The sequence below is a fragment of the Kitasatospora sp. NPDC048662 genome, from assembly GCF_055587065.1.
Window position 1 is genome coordinate 240,822 of sequence record NZ_JBVJHA010000006.1, and the last position, 16,683, is coordinate 257,504.

The following is a 16,683-nucleotide window of genomic DNA, read 5'->3' on the forward strand; positions in this document are numbered from 1 at the left end:
AAGCAGTAGATCCCATGCCGTTCGCCGAATCGCCCCAGCGGGAGTTCGCTGCCGCGACCGAGTGGGCGGCAGGCCGCACCCTCGACGCCCTCACCGGCGCCGGGGGCGCGGCTCTTCCCGCCCCCGCCGCGCCCGAGCCGCAGGCCCTGCTGGCGGGCGTCCGGGTGCTTGGCCCGGACGTCTTCGCCCCGTCCCTGCTCACCGGCGTCCCGACCCCGCCGGAGACCGCCGAGATCGCCGCCGAGGCTCTTCGGCTGTTCCCCTCCGACGAGTCCGGGATCCACGTCTGGCGCGACCGGGCCACCGCCGAACTCCTCTCCCTCGCCGGGTATCCCGTCCCGGCCCCGGCCCCGCCCCCGCCGCCCGACCCCGGCAAGGACGGCTGGCAGCGCTGGTCGGTGCGGATGGCGCAGGTGTCCTGCCTGGCGCTGCCGACCCTGGACGGCCCGATGCACGAGCGCGCCCGTGAGCACCCGCTCGCACTCGCCCGGGGCGCCGCCCGGGCCGTGCTGCGGCGCGACCACCGCACCGCCGCCCGCCTGGTCCGCTGGCTGGCCTGGCTGCACCGCACCGGCATCCCGTCCGCACTGGAACTCCCGCCACTGCTGCGGCAGTTGGCGCTGACCGGCGACGGCAGCGCGCGCAGTGCCCTCGACCTGGCCGTCGCCGAACACCTGGCCGCCGCATGAACCCGGCCGTGCTCGGCAACGCCCACCGGTTGGCCACCCGGTCCCTGGAGTGGCTGCACACCGCGCACGAGCAGGGCCTCGGCGTCCTGCCGCCCGACGAAGGGGCCGACCTCTCCGACCCCGACAACGCGTACAAGCCGATCGGCGAATGCGCCCTCGCCGCCTCCCTGGTCCTGCGCGAAACCGTCTCCGGGCCCACCGAACGGGAGCGCGCCCGGGTGCTGCTCGACTTCGGCTGGCAGCAGCTGCGCCAGGGCGACCTGCTGTACGAACGGCAGTTCCGGCACATGCTGCTCAGCGACCCGCTGGAGACGTACCTGCACTTCCACCGCGCCGGCTACCGGCACGCCGCGCTGGACGAACTGCTGCACGGCCTCGACGGGCTGCGCGCGACCCACGCCGTGGAGACCATGCCGAACCGGCGCCTGGCCGTCGCCAACGCCCGCCACGTGATCGGACTGGAGAGCCGCCCCGACTGGAACGCGATCGCCGCCACGACCTGGCTGGGCGCCCGCCCCGAACCGTGGGCGATCGACTGGATGACCGGCTACAGCGTCACCCACACCGTCTTCCACCTCACCGACTGGGGCGCGCTGCCCGGCCGGCTGCCCGCGCCGCTGCGCGAGTACCTCGCGGCCTGGCTGCCGGTGTGGGCCGACATCTGGCAGGAGACCGGGCAGTGGGACCTGCTCGGCGAACTGCTGATCGTCGACGCCTGCCTGCCCGAGTCGGTCTGCGACCCGCAGAACTGGGAGCAACTCGCCGCCGCCCAGCGCGCGGACGGCCTGCTGCCGCGCGACCTGGACCCGGTGGACGAGGATCCGGCGCGCGCCTTCAAGGACCACGAACACACCGCGGTGGTCGGCGTGCTGGCCGGCACCCTCACCCTCGCCCGCGCGCTGCGGTGAACCCGCACCTCGCGGCACTCACCCGCACGGTGCCGCGCCACGCGGCCGTCGCCCTCGCCCTCGTCTCCCCCGACGAGGGCGAGCAACTGCTCTGCCACGGCCGGACGGACGGCCGCTCCGGCGGGCCGGTCACGCCGGACACCGGCTTCGAACTCGGCTCGGTCAGCAAGACGTTCACCGCCCTGCTGCTCGCCGAACTGGCCGCCCGCGGCGAGGTCGCTCCCGGGGACACCGTCACCGTCTCGGACACTCCCCTCACCCTCCTCCACCTCGCCACCCACACCTCCGGGCTCCCCCGCCTGCCGCGCGGCCTGCGGCGCTCGGCGCTGCCCGCCTGGTTCACCAACCCGTACGCGTCCTACTCGGTCGCGGAGCTGGACCGGGCGATGACCCGAACTCGCCTGCGGCACAAGCCCGGTAGCCGGGTGCACTACTCCAACTACGGCGTGGGGCTGCTCGGCCGCGCGCTCGCCGAACGGACCGGCCAGGAGTACCCGGCGCTGCTCGCCTCCCGAATCAGCGGGCCGCTCGGCCTCACCGGCACCGGCTGCGAGCCCGGCTCCGCCGTCGGACACCGCCACGGCCGCCCGCTGCCGCCCTGGCAGATCCCCGCTCTCCCGGGCGCGGGCGCCGTCCGCTCCACCGCCCGTGACCTGCTGCGCTACCTCACCGCCCACCTCGACCCGGCCACCGCCCCCGCCCCCGCTCTTGCCGCCGCGCTGCGCGACGTCCAGCACCCCCGCCTGGTCAAACCCCGCTCCACGGACCGGATCTGCCTGGTCTGGAACCTGCGCCCGACCCCCGACGGCGACGTCCTCTTCCACTCGGGCGGCACCCGCGGCTGCACCTCCTTCGTCGCCTTCTGCCCCGGTCGCGGCACGGCCCTGGCCGCGCTGACCAACGCCGGCCCCCGCCTCGACGGCCGCTTCATCCAGACCGGCTACCAGCTCTTCCGGGCGCTCTGACCGCAGCGCCGGCCTCTGCCTCGAAGCCGGAGCCGGCGGCGGCAGCGGGTGTCCGAGGGCGGCTGCTCCTGCTCCGGGTTCGACGATGCCGGGCTCGTGCGCTTACAGCAAGGGCGGGGTGTCCTGGGTACGGGCGTGTACGCGCTGGCCGGGACACCCTCGGCGGGCTCCTACCCGTCCTCGTTCCCGTACGCGCACACCGGTTCGCTGTACGACGTCACCACCGGCTCCAACGGCAGCTGCTCGCCAAGCTACCTGTGCACCGCCACCACCGGCTACGACGGCCCGACCGGCCTGGGCACCCCCAACGGCACGGCGGCCTTCACCGGCTGACGATTCCGCAGGGTCGCCGACGGGCGGTGGCGCGCAGGGAACTCCCCTCCCCTGCGCGCCGCCGTCCTTGTTCCGTTCCGGGGTGCGGCCGTCAGTGATCGGGGCAGTGTTCAGGACGACGCGGGGCGGATCAGCCGCTCGTCGGGGATGACGGCGACGCCGAGGATCTCGATCATCGCCTCGGGCTGCCACAGTGCGGTGGTGCCGATGCCGGCCATCGCCGGGTAGACCGGCCCGGCGAGCTCGCGCCAGACCTCGCCGATCTGCTTGCCGTGCGCCTGGTAGTCGGGGATGTCGGTGAGGTAGAGCGTGATGCTCACCAAATCCTGCGGCTGCCCGCCGGCCTCGGCGAGCGTGGCGAGCAGGTTGCCGAAGGCCTGCCGGAACTGTTCGACGATCCCGCCGGGGACGATCCGCATGTCCCGGTCGAGGGCGGTCTGGCCGCCGAGGTGGAGGGTGTTGCCGCAGAGCGTGCCGTGCGAGTAGCCGCGGGGTTCGGGCAGCGACGCGGGGTTGACCGGGACGGGGGCCGAGTGGCTCGCCATGGAGGACTCCTGCGGGTCTGGTAACCGTCTGGTGCCGTCGGGTGTCGTCGGTGCGTCACCGTAGCAGCTATTGACAGTCTTGTGACGGTCGCAGAACCATTGAAACGGCGCCCCCGTCCCGGGCGGCGTGCGGCGGTGCCGAAGTGGAGGTAGCTCCATGCGTCTGGCAACGGTCACCCACCCCGGCGGAGGCACCAGCGCGGCCGTGGCCCGGGGAGAGGTCTGGCACGCGCTCCCGGCCCCCGATCTGTCGGTCTGGCTCCGCACCGGCGCGCCGCGGCAGCCCGGTGAGCCGATCCCCGGCGCCGTTCCCGTGCTGCCGCTGCCCGCGCCCGGCAAGGTGATCTGCTGCGGGCTGAACTACGCCGAGCACATCCGCGAGACGGGCCGGGAACTCCCGTCCCACCCCACGCTGTTCGCGAAGTTCGCCGACACCCTGACCGGTCCGCGAAGCGACCTGGTGCTGCCGCGCGGCCTCCAGGTGGACTGGGAGGCGGAGCTGGCGGTGGTGGTCGGCGCGACGCTGCGGCGCGCCGACCGGGCGGCGGCGCTGGCCGGCATCGCGGGGTACACGGTGGCGAACGACGTCTCGGTGCGGGACTGGCAGTACCGGACGCTCCAGTGGTTCCAGGGCAAGGCCTGGGACGCCTCCTGCCCGGTCGGCCCGGTCCTGGTCACCCCGGACGAGCTGGACCCGGCGGCCGGGCTGGAGGTGCTCTGCCGGGTCAACGGCGAGCGGGTGCAGCGCGACAGCACCAAAACGCTGGTCTTCGACGCCGCCGACCTGCTGGCCTACATCTCCGCCTTCACCGTGCTGCGCCCGGGCGACCTGGTCCTCACCGGAACGCCCGGCGGCGTCGGCGCGGCCCGCGACCCGCAGCGTTTCCTGGCCGACGGCGACGTACTGGAGACCTCGATCTCCGGCATCGGCACCCTGCGCAACACGGTGCGCTTCACCGATTGACCTGCGCGACCGGCGAGCCGCACCACCACCGCGCGCGGCAGAGCCGACGATCCATCAGAGCGAACTCTCTCGAACCGACCCCCGCACCGACGAGGAGCTTCCCATGGACCCCACGCCCGGCAACTCCCCCGACTACAGCTCCTACCTGCTCGAAGGCGACAACTCGGGGTACGCCACCGAAAGCGGCCTGGTGGTCCCGGTGGTGACCAGGGCGGGCGACGAGCCCGCCGACACCGGGCAGTCGGCCGGCGCCACCCGGATCTCCGGCATCAGCATCCAGCACACCCCGGCCACCCGGCTGTGGTTCGGCAAGGTCGGCAACGAACCCGGCTACCGGTCGGTGCCGCACCACCACGGCGAGGCGGAGACCGGCGGCTACGTGCTGTCCGGGCGGGGCCGGATCTACTTCGGCGCGAAGTTCGCCGACTACGTCGATCTCACCGAGGGCGACTGGGTGTTCGTCCCGCCGTTCATGCCGCACGTGGAGTGCAACCTCGATCGCAACCGCCCGCTGACCTGGATGACCACCCGCACCCCGGAGAACATCGTGGTCAACCTGCCCGAGGTGCCGGACGCGGAGCTGCCCGACTGGCTGGAGCGGCCCTGATGGCCGACACCACCTCGGAGTTCTTCGCCGCGGCCGTCACCCTGGAGCCCGCCCCGCCCGAGCACTTCGACCTCGCCTTCACCGCGGTGACCCAGCCCTGCCCGTGGCCGAAGGCGTACGGCGGCGACCTGGTCGCCCAGGCGGCGGCCGCGGCGATGCGCTCGGTCGGGGACGGCAAGGTGCTGCACTCGGTGCACTCGTACTTCATGCGCCCGGCCGAGATCGGCGAACCGGTGCGCCACGAGGTGGAGTTGCTGCGCGACGGCCGCGGCTACGCGACCCGGCAGGTGCGCGCCTACCAGCAGGGCAAGGCACTGTACGTATGCCTGGCCAACTTCGCGGCGGGCGAGAGCGGCGGCAGCTTCGCCGCCGCGCTGCCCGAATGGGCCGCCGACGGCCTGCCCGGGCCGGAGGAACTGCCCAGCTCCGCCGAGTACTTGGCGCCGCGCTCGGGCGGGACGATGACGGCGGCGTCCAAGGAGTACTGGTCGGCGGGGCGCAGCTTCGACCTGCGGCACGTGCCGGGCCCGGTGTACCTGGAGGTCGAGGGCGGGCGGGCGCCGCACCAGGCGGTGTGGGTGCGGCCGTTCGACGCGCTGCGGCCGGTGGAGGGGCTGAGCGACGCGCAGCGCGACGCGGCGGCGCTGGCGTACGTGTGCGACTACACGATCCTGGAGCCGGTGCTGCGGGTGCTGGGCCTGGGCTGGGCGCGGCCGGGGCTGGTGACGGCGAGCCTGGACCATGCGATGTGGTTCCACCGGGCGCCGCGCCCGGGGGTGCTGGACGGCTGGCTGCTGTACGCGCAGCAGGCGGTGGCGGCGGAGTCGGGCCGGGGTCTCGGGGAGGGACGGTTCTTCACGCCGGACGGGGTGCATCTGGCGACGGTGCTCCAGGAGGGCATGATCCGTGCGGGGGCCGGGAGATGACGGAGTCCGGGTTCCGTGACACCTTCGCGCGCGACCACCTGCCGCCGGTCGGGCAGTGGCCGGTGCTGGAGTTCACCACCGAGCTGCTGCACCACCCCGAACGTCTCAACGCGGCGGTGGAGTTGCTGGACCGTCAGGTGGCTGTGCTGGGCACGGACCGGCCGGCGCTGCGCACGCCCGGCGGGGAGGTGTGGACGTACGGCGAGTTGCAGTTGCGTTCGGCGCAGGTGGCTCAGGTGCTGGCCGAGGACCTGGGGCTGGTGCCGGGCAACCGGGTGCTGCTGCGTTCGCCGAACAATCCGTGGGCAGTGGCGGCCTGGCTGGGTGTGCTGCGGGCGGGCGGGATCGCGGTGGCCACCATGGCGGCGTTGCGGGCGCGGGAGTTGGGGCCGATCGTCGCGAAGACCCGGCCGGTGGTGGCGCTGGTGGACCACCGCTTCCTGGACGAGGTGCGGGGCTTCCCGGGGCTCACGGTGGTGCCGGTCGGCGGCGACGGTCCCGAGGACCTGGTGCGGCGGGCCGCGGGCCGGGCGGGGCGGTTCGCGGCGGTGGACACGGCGGCGGACGATGTGGCGCTGTTCGGGCCGACCTCGGGGACCACGGGCGTCCCGAAGATCACCGTGCATTTCCACCGCGATCTGCTGTCGATCGACGGCACCTTCGGGAAGTGCACGCTGCGGCTGCGCCCGGACGACCTGGTGGCCTGCACGGCGCCGCTGGCGTTCACCTTCGGGCTGGGCATGCTGGTGGTGTTCCCGCTGCGGGCGGGTGCGTGCGCGTTCCTGACCGAGTCGGCGACGCCGGCGGAGCTGGCCGCGCTGGTGGCCGAGCACGGGGTGACGGTGCTGGCGACGGCGCCGACCGCGTACCGGCAGATCGTCAAGTCGGGTATGGCGGGGCGGCTTTCGGGCCTGCGGTGCGCGGTGAGCGCGGGCGAGCACATCGCGTTGGAGGTGTGGGAGCGGCTGCGGGCGGAGACCGGTCTGCGGGTGGTGGACGGCATCGGGGCGACCGAGCTGCTGCACATCTTCATCTCGGCGGCCGGCGAGGAGATCCGTCCGGGTGCGACGGGCCGGCCGGTGCCGGGGTTCCGCGCCGCGGTGCTCGGGCCGGACGGTGAGGAGCTCGGCCCCGGCGAGGAGGGGCGGTTGGCGGTGATCGGCCCGGTCGGCTGCCGCTACCTGGACGACGAGCGGCAGGCCGACTACGTACTCAACGGCTGGAACGTCACCGGCGACACCTTCGTCCGCGACGAGGACGGGTACTTCTGGTACCGGGCACGCAACGACAACATGATCATCTCGTCCGGTTACAACATCGCCGGGCCCGAGGTGGAGGCCGCGGTGGACACCCATCCGGACGTGGTGGAGTCGGCGGTGGTGGCCGCGCCGGATGCCGAACGCGGCTCGGTGGTCTGCGCGTTCGTGGTGCTGCGGCCGGGCGCGGCGGCGGACGCGGCGACGGCCCGGAGCATCCAGGAGCACGTGAAGCGGCAGCTCGCGCCGTACAAGTACCCGCGCGAGGTGCGGTTCGTCGAGGCGCTGCCGCGCAATCCGAGCGGCAAGCTCCAGCATTTCAGGCTCCGCCGGCTCGTTGAGGACTCGGCGGAGGGTGCGGCAGTGGAGGGCACGGCATGAGGATCGCGGTGGTCGGCGGCGGCCCGGGCGGGCTGTACTTCGCCTCGCTGATGAAGCAGTTGGACCCCTCGCACCGGGTGACGGTGTGGGAACGCAACGCCCCCGAGGACACCTTCGGCTTCGGCGTGGTGTTCTCCGACGAGACGCTGACCGGCATCGAGGGCGCGGACGAGGTGGTGCACGCCGCGATGGAGCGCGGCTTCGCCCGCTGGACGGACATCGACGTCGACTTCCACGGCCACCGCTTCACCGTCGGCGGGCAGGGTTTCGCCGCGATGGGCCGCAAGGAGCTGCTGGAGATCCTCCAGCGGCGCGCCGCCGAACTCGGCGTGCGCGTCCACTACCGCACCCCCGCGCCGGGCGTCGAGGAGCTGCGGGCCGGGCACGACCTGGTGCTGGCGGCGGACGGGGTGCACTCCGCTGTCCGGGCCTCGCTCGCGGAGGCGTTCCGCCCGTCGCTGGACCGCCGGCACAACAAGTACATCTGGCTCGGCACCGACCTGGTCTTCGAGGCGTTCCAGTTCTTCGTCAAGCAGACGCCGTGGGGCACCATGCAGATCCACGGCTACCCGTACTCGGCGACGGGCTCGACGTTCATCGTGGAGGTGCACGAGGAGGTGTGGCGGCGGGCCGGTTTCGACCGCACCGCCGGGCGGGAGTTCGGGCCGGGCGAGTCCGACGAGTACGCGGTCTCCCGGATCGCCGAGATCTTCGCCGAGGAGCTGAAGGGCCACCGGGTCCGCACCAACAACTCGCGCTGGCTGAACTTCACCACGGTGCGCAACGAGCGCTGGTACGAGGGCAACGTGGTGCTGCTCGGCGACGCGGCGCACACCGCGCACTTCTCGATCGGCTCCGGCACCAAGCTCGCCATGGAGGACGCGCTGGCACTGGCGGCGTGCCTGCACGAGCGGCCGACGATCCCGGAGGCACTGGCCGCGTACCAGGAGGAGCGCCGGCCGGTGGTCGAGTCGACGCAGCGGGCCGCGCAGGCCTCGCTGGAGTGGTTCGAGAACATCGGCATGTACGCCGGGCAGGCGCCGACCCAGTTCGTCTTCAACCTGCTGACCCGCTCGCGCCGGATCACCTTCGAGAACCTGAAGGAGCGCGACGCGGAGTTCGCCGCCCTGGTGGAGGGCGACTTCGCCCGGCAGCAGGGGCTGGCGCAGGCACCGGCCATGTTCCAGCCCGTGCAGATCGGCCAGTTGGAGCTGAGCAACCGCGTCATCGTCTCGCCGATGGACATGTACTCCGCGGTGGACGGCGTGCCCGGGGACTTCCACCTGGTGCACCTGGGCTCGAAGGCGCTGGGCGGCGCGGGCCTGGTGATGAGCGAAATGGTCTGCGTCTCCCCCGAGGGCCGGATCACCCCCGGCTGCGCGGGCCTGTGGAACGACGGGCAGCGCGACGCCTGGCAACACGTCACCGCCTTCGTGCACGAGCACAGTTCGGCGCGGATCGGCCTCCAGCTGGGCCACTCCGGCCGCAAGGGCTCGACCCGGCTGATGTGGGAGGGCATCGACGAGCCGCTCCCGGACGGCAACTGGGAGGTGATCGGTCCGTCCGCGCTGCCGTACGGGCCCGGCTGCCAGGTGCCGCGCGAGGCGACCCGGGCCGATCTGGACCGGGTGGTCGCCGACTTCGAGTCCGCCGCCCGGCGCGGGGTGGCCGCCGGCTTCGACCTGATCGAGGTGCACGCCGCGCACGGCTACCTGCTGTCCTCCTTCCTCTCCCCCGTCGCCAACCGCCGCACCGACGCGTACGGCGGCAGCCTGGCGAAGCGGCTGCGTTTCCCGCTGGAGGTGTTCGACGCCGTCCGGCGGGCGGTGCCGGAACGGATCCCGGTGACGGTGCGCATCTCGGCGAGCGACTGGCTGCCGGACGGCACCACCGAGGAGGACGCGGTGGAGATCGCCCGGGCCTTCGTCGAACACGGCGCGGCCGCGATCGACGTCTCCTCCGGGCAGGTCGCCAAGCACGAGAAACCGGCCTACGGACGCTCCTACCAGACGCCGTTCGCCGACCGGATCCGCCACCGGGTGGCCGCCCCGGCGGGGGTGCGGGTGATCGCGGTGGGCGCGATCTCCTCCTGGGACGACGTCAACTCGATCCTGCTGGCCGGGCGCGCCGACCTGTGCGCGCTGGGCCGCACCCACCTGTACGACCCGCAGTGGATGCTGCACGCGGCGGCCGAACAGGACTACCGGGGCACGGGCGCCGAGTGGCCGGTGCAGTGGCGGGCCGGGCGCCGCCGACCGCCCACCGCCCGCACCGACCGCGTCCCGCCCCGGCTGTCCCTGCTGCGCGACGGCGCCCCCGCGACGGTGCACCTGCGGTGGACGCCGGACCGGGTCGGGGCGCCCGCGTGAACGCCCGGGCCGGGGCAGGTGCTGGCGTGAGGGCACGGGCAGGTGCTGGCGTGAACGCCCGGGCTGCGGTCCGATCATCGGTGCGGCGTCCGCCATACTCACTGGGATGAGCGAGACGCAGGACGCCCGGCCCACCGCGGCGCGCCGTTCCCGGACCGTGCTGGTGACCTTCCTCGGCGCCGTCGTCCGCAAGCTGGGCAACTGGATGCCGATCGCCGGCACCGTCGAACTGCTCACCCAGGCCGGCCTGGACGCCTCCAGCGTCCGCACCGCCGTCTTCCGGCTCAAGCAGCGCGGTTGGCTGGAGGCGCAGACCCGCTCGGGCGTGCGCGGGTACGCGCTGACGCCCGCCGCGCTGGAGGCGCTGGCCGCCGGCGACGAGGTGATCTGGCACGCCCGGCAGCCCGCCGACCTGGCGGACGGCTGGTGCCTGGTCAACTTCTCGGTGCCGGAGTCCGCCCGGGCCAGGCGTCATCAGCTGACCGCGCACCTGGCGGCGCTCGGCTTCGGCAACATCGGCGCGGCGGTGTGGATCGCCCCCGCCCGGATGCTGCCCGCCGCCGGGCGGGCGATCGAGGAACTCGGCCTGACCGACCAGTGCGCCCTGTTCACCGGCGACCACGTCGGCGGGCAGGACCTGGCCGCGATGGTCCGCAAGGGCTGGGACCTGGACGAGATCGACCGCCGCTACCGGGAGTTCCTCACCGCCCGCACCGCCGAGGCCGACCGGCTGTCCGCCGCCGCCTTCGTGGACGGCCGGGACGCCTTCGTCGGCTACCTGTCGGTGGTCGACGACTGGCGCAAACTCCCGTTCCGCGACCCGGGCCTGCCCCCGCAGGTGCTGCCCGCCGACTGGTCCGGCCCCGCCGCCGTCCACCTCTTCGAACGCCTGGTCACCGCGCTGGAGGGCCGCGCCCTGGCCCACGCCGCGCCCTACTGGAGACCGTAGGGCGCCCAGGCGGCGGCACACAGGGCGGTGACGAGTTCCTCCTGGTAGCGGGCGGCGGCAAGCCAGGCCGTGGCGAAGCCGAGGTGGTCGGTGATGTGCAGGCGGCCGAAGACGTCGCGTTCCCGGTCCGCCGCGGCCGCGTGGAGCGCGGCGAGCAACTGTTCGCCGGTGCCGAGGCCCGCCGACCGCAGCCCACGCCCTTCGGCGGCGGCCCGGTCGGACCGTCCGGCCAGCGCCCGGCGGCCACCGGTGACGGCCTGTTCGAGCGGGCGGGTCAGCAGGTGGAACGGCGGCTGCGGAGGGAAGACCGCCGCAGGCGGCGTTTCCGTGCCGCCCGATGGCAGGTCGGTGCCGCCCGGCGGCAGGTCGGTGCCGCCCGACGGCAGGTCGGTGCCGCCCGGCGGCAGGTCGGCGTACTGGAGGCGTTCCAGGCCCAGGCTGACGCGGTTGCGGTACGCGGGCGGCAGGGTGAGCGCCGGATCGGGCCGCCCCGGGGCCGGTGCGGCGGCCAGCAGACGCAGGCACGGGTGGGTGGCACGCTCCAGCCTGCCGACCACGCGCAGCGGCAGGCCCGGTGCGGACGCGAGCGCCACGAGGTTGGCGGCGAACGCGAGCCGCGGGTGGTCCTGGGCGGGGAGCAACGCCACCGTCAACTCCCCGCACCGGGCGAGCAGTTGAGGGGCGGCCGACCCGGAAACGGCTCCGGGAACGGCTCCGGGCCCGAGCACGGTGACATCGAGGAACAGCAGGTCCGATCCGGCGGGTCGCCGGTCGTGCGGGATGCGCCCGGCCGTCAGGGCGCGTTCGATCTGGGCGGGCACCGGTTCCGCCCAGAGCCGGGCGACGGGCTCCTCGTCCCAGTCGGCCCCGGCGGCGCGCAAGGCCCGGACCTGCGCGCCCGCGCCGAGCCGCCCGGAGTCGGTCCGGGTGGCGCCCTGGACGGTCAGCCCGGCTCGGGCGAGGTCGCGGTGCGACAAGGTCGCGTCACCGAGCCGGACCGGCCGTCCGGCCGCCGCCCCGGCGAGCCGCGCGGCCTCGGTCGGATCGGCGTGCGGGGTGATGTCGGAGACCGTGGAGAGCCTCCCGGCCGCGTCCACCACCCAGACCGTGACACCGGCGTGGGTGGCCGACACCACCGGTTCGGCGAACAGCCCGTACAGGCGGAGCGCGCCGACCTCCCGGTAGGCCTGCCGGGGTGTTCCCCGCAGCTCCCGGGGCGTGAACACCGTGGTGGCGCCGAGCAGTTCGCGATGGGCGGCCACCAGGTCGGCGAGCCGGTGGTCGGGCTCAGCGGCGCGAGCGGCCCGCAGCCGGGTGACCACGTCGGTGGCCAGGGCGGCCGGCCGGTGCAGGCCGAGCAGCCGGGCCTGGTGGGCGGCACGCAGCAGTTCCGCCTGCAGGATGCTTCCGGCGCCGCTGACGCCTGCGGCCAGGGCCTCGGCCGCGATCCGGCGCAGGCGGTCGACGGCCTCGGCCTCGGCGGGGGTGAGCGGCTCCTCCGGCGGCCGGACGTCAACTCCGGTGTCCGGGGCGGGTTCCGGGCGCGTCGGCTCGTCGGCGGACGGCTCGTCGGCGGTGGGCTCATGGTCGGTGGGCTCATGGTCGGACGGCTCGTCGGCGGTGGGCGCGGCCAGTGGGGCGACCGTGACGGCGGCGGCGCGGTGCAGACACCCGGGGGCGAGCAGGCACCCGCACCGGACGTCCTCGGCCGTGCGGACGGTACCGTCGGGGGCGTGCAGGACCAGCACGGTCTCCTCGTCGATCCGCAGGGTCCAGTCCTCGCCCACCCGCTCGATCGGGCGGTCGGCGAGCTTGGCGGCCGCGCCGTCGAGCCGCTTCTGGAGCCGCGCCGACAGCGCCGACACCACCTCCGCTACCACCTCGGCGGCCACCGCGGGCCATGAGGTGCCTGTCATCGGATCCTCTCCCCCACCCAGCGGGCCAGTTCCAGCGGACTGAGCGCCGCCACCGGCATGCCCGCGGCGACGAGTTGTTCGGCGACGGCTTTGGAATACCGGGGTTTCCCGGTGTCGTCGAGTGCGGCGCAGCCCAGCAGGTGGCAGCCCGCGCCGACCAGCGCCCGGGTCTCGGTCAGCAGCCCGCCGAGCGGGTGGCCCTCCTCGAAGTCGCTCACCACCGCGATCAGCGTGCGGGACGGCACGGTGACCAGCTCGCGGGCGTACCGCAGGCCCGCCGCGATGTGCGTTCCGCCGCCGACCCGGACCTCCAGCAGCAGTCCCAGCGGGTCGTCCACCCGTCCGCTCAGGTCGACGACGTGGGTCGAGAAGGCCACGAAGTGCGCGGTCAGCGACGGAACACCGGCCAGGATCGACGCGGTCAGCGCAGCCCAGACGGTGGAGGCCTCCATCGACCCGGACACGTCCACGACCAGGATCAGGCGCCAGTCGTTGGCCTGGGTCGCCCTGGTCCGGAAGACGGGCCGTTCGGGCACGATCAGAGTGCGGCCGTCCTCGCCGGGCCGGGCGGTGGCGAGGTTGGCCCGGATCGTCCGGTCGAGGTCGAGCGGGCCGCCACGACGGCGGCTGGGCCGGGGCAGGGTGAGACCGGTCAGCGCCGGGCGCAGCGTGCTCGCGAGCTCCCGCGACAGTTCGTCCACCAGGCGCCGCACCAGCGGGCGCAGGGCGGCGAGGCGCGCTTCGGGCAGGCCGCCCGCGTGCTGAAGTACCGTGCGCAGCAGCTCGACCGAGGGGCGGACGGCCTCCGGGGCGAGCGCCTCCAGCACATCGGTACGGCCCTGCCCGGCCGCGGCGGCGAGGACCTCCTCACGGATGCCCGGCCCGAACAGGGCCACCAGTTCCTCGGACCACTCCCGCACCCCCGGGTACGGCGCTTCCCGGCCGCCGCGCCGACCACCGGTCGGGCCGGGGACGGAGCCCTCGCCCCGGCCGGAGCCGTAGAGCTCGTCGAGCGCGGCGGCGAGGCGCGCGGTCCGCCCGCCCGGGCCCGAGCCGCTGCCCGGGCGTCCGAGCACCAGCCGCCAGCGGTCGGCGGGCGGGAGAGTCGTTCCGGGGGCGGAGCCGGGGGCGGACGGCGCGATCTCGGCCGGTTGGGCTGCGGGCTGGCCGAGCTGGTCGAGCCGGCCCTGCGCGTCCATCAACAGGCCGCTGGCTTGCAGGAGTTGACGTACCGCCCGATCAGCCCGGGCCCACGTCGCGAGGGTGGCCGGGTCGAGCTCGGTCGGCAGGGTGTCGACCCGTACGCCGAGGCGTTCCTCGACGACCGCGAGCAGCCGGTCCCGGGCGGCCGGGCTGAGCGTGTCGAACCCGCCGCGCAGGGCGGGCAGCCGGTCCAGGAAGGCCTCGTCGGACAGTTCGGTGACGCGTGCCAGCAGGGGTTCGAGCGCGGCCGGGGCGGCGGTGAGCAGCCCCTCGGCCGCGGTGAGCAGGCCACTGAGGGAACGGCTGAGCGCGGCCCGACCGGCCGGCGCGGTGGCGGCGTCCACCCACGAGGCGACCCGGCCACCGAACTCGGCGGCCTCCTGGTGGCCGAGCAGCACCCGGGTCGCACCGGCCGCGCCACGGATCAGCGGCGAACCGTCGTCGGCGAGGCGGCAGAGCGTGTGGCCGAGCCTGCTGCCACCGTCGGGGTCGGCCCGGCGAGCGAACTCCACCAGGGCGCGGGCGTCGGCGAAGTCGTCGGAGCCCACCAGCCCTTCGAGCCCTCGGACGGCGGCGGCGGTGAGCAACTCGGCGGCCTCGGCGGCCGGGCCGAGCAACAGCGCGACGGCCTCGCGGCCGGCCAGGTGCCCGGCGGCGAACCGGTCGAGCAGCGCGAGCCCGTCGAGCAGTTCGGCCAGGGACGCCACCGCCGGTACCTCCTCGGCGAGTTGGCCGAGCCGGGCGGCAGTCAGCGCGGGCAGGGCGCACCCGGCGGCGGCAGCGAGGCCGTCGATGGTCTGCCGGGCGGTCGAACCGCCCGCCTCCCGTTCGCGTCGCAGCCGTTCGCGCAAGGTCCCGTCGGCGGCCTGAGCCGGCGTCACCCCGCGCATGCCCGCGACAGTGAGCATGGCGGCGACGGCCGGCGTCCACTGCACCCGCCAACGCGACCCGAGCGCGTCGGCGCCACCGGCACCGGTCACGGCGACGGGTTCGCCGTAGGGCACGCCGCACACCTCCAGGCGACGCAGCAACAGTTCGCGGCGGGCGTCAAGCGGCGAGCGGTGCGGGTCGAGCCGGAGGTCGCGCGCGGACGGCTCCGCCACGTCGGGCAGACCCAACTCGGCGAGCAGCCCCTCGACAGCCGGACCGAGACCGCTGCGGGGCGCGGCCGGGGTCGGACGACCGGTCCGCGTCCCGACCAGCACCCCTTCGAGCGCCCGCGCCACGGCCCGCCCCCGCCCGAGCGGCTCCCCCTGTGCCAACACACTCTGCACCGCCTCGATCAACTCCCCCCGCCCCGCCGCCGGCAACCCCCGCAACCGCGCCAGATCCCCGGCCACCCGCACAATCTCCCGCCCATCCGCAGGCCCTGCGGGATGCCCCAGCCCACGCAGCGCATCACAAATCCGCACCACGGTCCGGGTGAGCTCCGCAGCAAGCCTGTCCGGGTCTCCGGCGGCAGTCAGCACGGTGTGCTGCCACTCCGGGTCACGGATACCGGCGGGATAGCCGGACCGGGCGTCGAGCAGGGCGTAGGTGTAGGGGACGAGGGAAACGACATACGACTCCGGCCCGCCGGGTGACTCAGGTACAGCCCCCGACGGCGGGACGATCTCCGGCCCCGACACGGCCGCGACGCCCTTCGCCGGGACGGTCACCGCGAGCGCTGCCGTCAAAGACCCCGCGCCCCCCGACGCCGGTACAGCTGCCGAAGGCGAGGCGGTCACCGAAGGCCTGGCAGCCTCCACCGGCGGGGCAGTCAACGACGGCAAGGCGGTCATCGACGCCGGAACGGCCGGCGCCGGTAGGCCAGTCGCCAACCCCAGCGCGGTCGCTGACGCCGGAACAGCCTCCAACGGCGAGACGGCCGTCGAGGCCGAAACGGCAGACGCCAACGAATCGGTCGCCAACCCCGGCGTGGTCTCTGGCTCCGGGCCGGCCGCCATCGGCGGGACACCTTCCGCCAGCGGCGCAACCGCCACCGGCGCGACGCTCACCGAAAGGGCCGGGGCAGCCGCCGAAGGCGGGACAATCTCCGGCCCCAACACGGCCGCGACGTCCGGCGGGGCGGTCACCACAGGCGCTGCCGTCGGCGACACCGAGGAAACCGTCGAAGACCCCGCGCCCACTGCCCCCGGAACAGCTACCGAAGGCAAGGCGGTCAGCGAAGGCCTGGCAGCCTCCACCGGCGGGGCAGTCAACGACGACGAGGCGGTCATCGACGCCGGAACGGCTGGCGCCGGTAGGCCAGTCGCCAACCCCGGCGCGGTCGCTGACGCCGGGCCGGCCACCATCGACGGGACACCTTCCGCCAGCGGGGCAACCGCCACCGGCGCGACGCTCACCGAAAGGGCCGGGGCAGCCGCCGAAGGCGGGACAATCTCCGGCCCCGACACGACCGCGACGTCCTGCGGCGGGGCGGTCACCACAGGCGCTGCCGTCGGCGACACCGAAGAAACCGTCGAAGACCCCGCGCCCACCGCCCCCGGAACAGCTGCCGAAGGCGAGGCGGCCACCGAAGGCCTGGCAGCCCCCACCGGCGGGGCAGTCAACGACGGCAAGGCGGTCATCGACGCCGGAACGGCTGGCGCCGGTGGGGCAGTCACCAACCCCGGCGTGGTCGCTGACGCCGGAACAGCCTCCAACGGCGAGACGGCCGTCGAGGCCGAAAC

Annotated in this window: 12 protein-coding genes and 1 pseudogene; 10 read left to right on the forward strand and 3 right to left on the reverse strand. The window is 74.6% G+C overall.

Annotation, left to right across the window (positions count from 1 at the left end; genetic code table 11):
- Nucleotides 1-14 precede the first annotated feature (14 nt).
- From ACZ6R9_RS19275 to ACZ6R9_RS19290, 4 genes and pseudogenes are all read left to right on the forward strand, one after another.
- Nucleotides 15-689 carry a hypothetical protein gene (locus tag ACZ6R9_RS19275; protein WP_380482405.1) on the forward strand — a complete coding sequence of 225 codons (675 nt, stop codon included), beginning with the start codon at nt 15-17 and terminating at the stop codon, nt 687-689.
- Nucleotides 686-1,597, forward strand: coding sequence for a DUF6895 family protein (locus ACZ6R9_RS19280; protein WP_380482407.1), 912 nt, complete (start codon nt 686-688; stop codon nt 1,595-1,597). Before ACZ6R9_RS19275 ends, ACZ6R9_RS19280 begins: the two co-directional genes overlap by 4 nt.
- Complete coding sequence (locus tag ACZ6R9_RS19285; RefSeq protein WP_465539088.1) at nt 1,594-2,562, forward strand: serine hydrolase domain-containing protein; 969 nt, start codon at nt 1,594-1,596, stop codon at nt 2,560-2,562. The genes ACZ6R9_RS19280 and ACZ6R9_RS19285 overlap by 4 nt, the downstream gene beginning before the upstream one ends.
- A 132-nt stretch (nt 2,563-2,694) precedes the next feature.
- Nucleotides 2,695-2,889: pseudogene (locus ACZ6R9_RS19290) on the forward strand (peptidase S8); the annotation flags it as partial.
- A 116-nt stretch (nt 2,890-3,005) separates the two neighbouring features.
- On the opposite strand, the gene ACZ6R9_RS19295 reads toward ACZ6R9_RS19290, so the two are convergent.
- Complete coding sequence (locus ACZ6R9_RS19295; RefSeq protein WP_465539090.1) at nt 3,006-3,440, reverse strand: RidA family protein; 435 nt, start codon at nt 3,438-3,440, stop codon at nt 3,006-3,008.
- Nucleotides 3,441-3,597: 157 nt separating this feature from the next.
- Between ACZ6R9_RS19295 and ACZ6R9_RS19300 the strand changes: the two genes are divergently transcribed.
- From ACZ6R9_RS19300 to ACZ6R9_RS19325, 6 genes are all read left to right on the forward strand, one after another.
- Nucleotides 3,598-4,404, forward strand: coding sequence for a fumarylacetoacetate hydrolase family protein (locus tag ACZ6R9_RS19300; protein ID WP_380482412.1), 807 nt, complete (start codon nt 3,598-3,600; stop codon nt 4,402-4,404).
- A gap of 103 nt (nt 4,405-4,507) precedes the next feature.
- Nucleotides 4,508-5,011, forward strand: coding sequence for a cupin domain-containing protein (locus ACZ6R9_RS19305; RefSeq protein ID WP_465539092.1), 504 nt, complete (start codon nt 4,508-4,510; stop codon nt 5,009-5,011).
- Complete coding sequence (locus ACZ6R9_RS19310) at nt 5,011-5,937, forward strand: acyl-CoA thioesterase (RefSeq protein ID WP_465539094.1); 927 nt, start codon at nt 5,011-5,013, stop codon at nt 5,935-5,937. Before ACZ6R9_RS19305 ends, ACZ6R9_RS19310 begins: the two co-directional genes overlap by 1 nt.
- Nucleotides 5,934-7,574: an AMP-binding protein gene (locus tag ACZ6R9_RS19315; RefSeq protein WP_465539096.1), complete on the forward strand. Its 1,641-nt coding sequence runs from the start codon at nt 5,934-5,936 to the stop codon at nt 7,572-7,574. Before ACZ6R9_RS19310 ends, ACZ6R9_RS19315 begins: the two co-directional genes overlap by 4 nt.
- Complete coding sequence (locus ACZ6R9_RS19320; RefSeq protein WP_465539098.1) at nt 7,571-9,943, forward strand: bifunctional salicylyl-CoA 5-hydroxylase/oxidoreductase; 2,373 nt, start codon at nt 7,571-7,573, stop codon at nt 9,941-9,943. Before ACZ6R9_RS19315 ends, ACZ6R9_RS19320 begins: the two co-directional genes overlap by 4 nt.
- Before the next feature lie 106 nt (nt 9,944-10,049).
- Nucleotides 10,050-10,892, forward strand: coding sequence for a PaaX family transcriptional regulator (locus ACZ6R9_RS19325; RefSeq protein WP_465539100.1), 843 nt, complete (start codon nt 10,050-10,052; stop codon nt 10,890-10,892).
- On the opposite strand, the gene ACZ6R9_RS19330 is transcribed toward ACZ6R9_RS19325, so the two are convergent.
- Nucleotides 10,877-12,808 (reverse strand): hypothetical protein, encoded by a 1,932-nt coding sequence (locus tag ACZ6R9_RS19330; protein WP_465539102.1) that lies wholly within the window; start codon nt 12,806-12,808, stop codon nt 10,877-10,879. The genes ACZ6R9_RS19325 and ACZ6R9_RS19330 overlap by 16 nt on opposite strands.
- Nucleotides 12,805-16,581, reverse strand: coding sequence for a DUF5682 family protein (locus ACZ6R9_RS19335; protein WP_465539381.1), 3,777 nt, complete (start codon nt 16,579-16,581; stop codon nt 12,805-12,807). The genes ACZ6R9_RS19330 and ACZ6R9_RS19335 overlap by 4 nt, the downstream gene beginning before the upstream one ends.
- Nucleotides 16,582-16,683 lie beyond the last annotated feature (102 nt).

What these genes read in the sequence shown, in the direction of transcription:
- ACZ6R9_RS19275 (WP_380482405.1), top strand. Translation starts at nt 15, where the DNA reads ATGCCGTTCGCCGAATCGCCCCAGCGGGAGTTCGCTGCCGCGACCGAG.
- ACZ6R9_RS19280 (WP_380482407.1), top strand. Translation starts at nt 686, where the DNA reads ATGAACCCGGCCGTGCTCGGCAACGCCCACCGGTTGGCCACCCGGTCC.
- ACZ6R9_RS19295 (WP_465539090.1), bottom strand. Translation starts at nt 3,440, where the DNA reads ATGGCGAGCCACTCGGCCCCCGTCCCGGTCAACCCCGCGTCGCTGCCC.
- ACZ6R9_RS19300 (WP_380482412.1), top strand. Translation starts at nt 3,598, where the DNA reads ATGCGTCTGGCAACGGTCACCCACCCCGGCGGAGGCACCAGCGCGGCC.
- ACZ6R9_RS19305 (WP_465539092.1), top strand. Translation starts at nt 4,508, where the DNA reads ATGGACCCCACGCCCGGCAACTCCCCCGACTACAGCTCCTACCTGCTC.
- ACZ6R9_RS19310 (WP_465539094.1), top strand. Translation starts at nt 5,011, where the DNA reads ATGGCCGACACCACCTCGGAGTTCTTCGCCGCGGCCGTCACCCTGGAG.
- ACZ6R9_RS19315 (WP_465539096.1), top strand. Translation starts at nt 5,934, where the DNA reads ATGACGGAGTCCGGGTTCCGTGACACCTTCGCGCGCGACCACCTGCCG.
- ACZ6R9_RS19320 (WP_465539098.1), top strand. Translation starts at nt 7,571, where the DNA reads ATGAGGATCGCGGTGGTCGGCGGCGGCCCGGGCGGGCTGTACTTCGCC.
- ACZ6R9_RS19325 (WP_465539100.1), top strand. Translation starts at nt 10,050, where the DNA reads ATGAGCGAGACGCAGGACGCCCGGCCCACCGCGGCGCGCCGTTCCCGG.
- ACZ6R9_RS19330 (WP_465539102.1), bottom strand. Translation starts at nt 12,808, where the DNA reads ATGACAGGCACCTCATGGCCCGCGGTGGCCGCCGAGGTGGTAGCGGAG.
- ACZ6R9_RS19335 (WP_465539381.1), bottom strand. Translation starts at nt 16,581, where the DNA reads ATGACCGCCTTGCCGTCGTTGACTGCCCCGCCGGTGGGGGCTGCCAGG.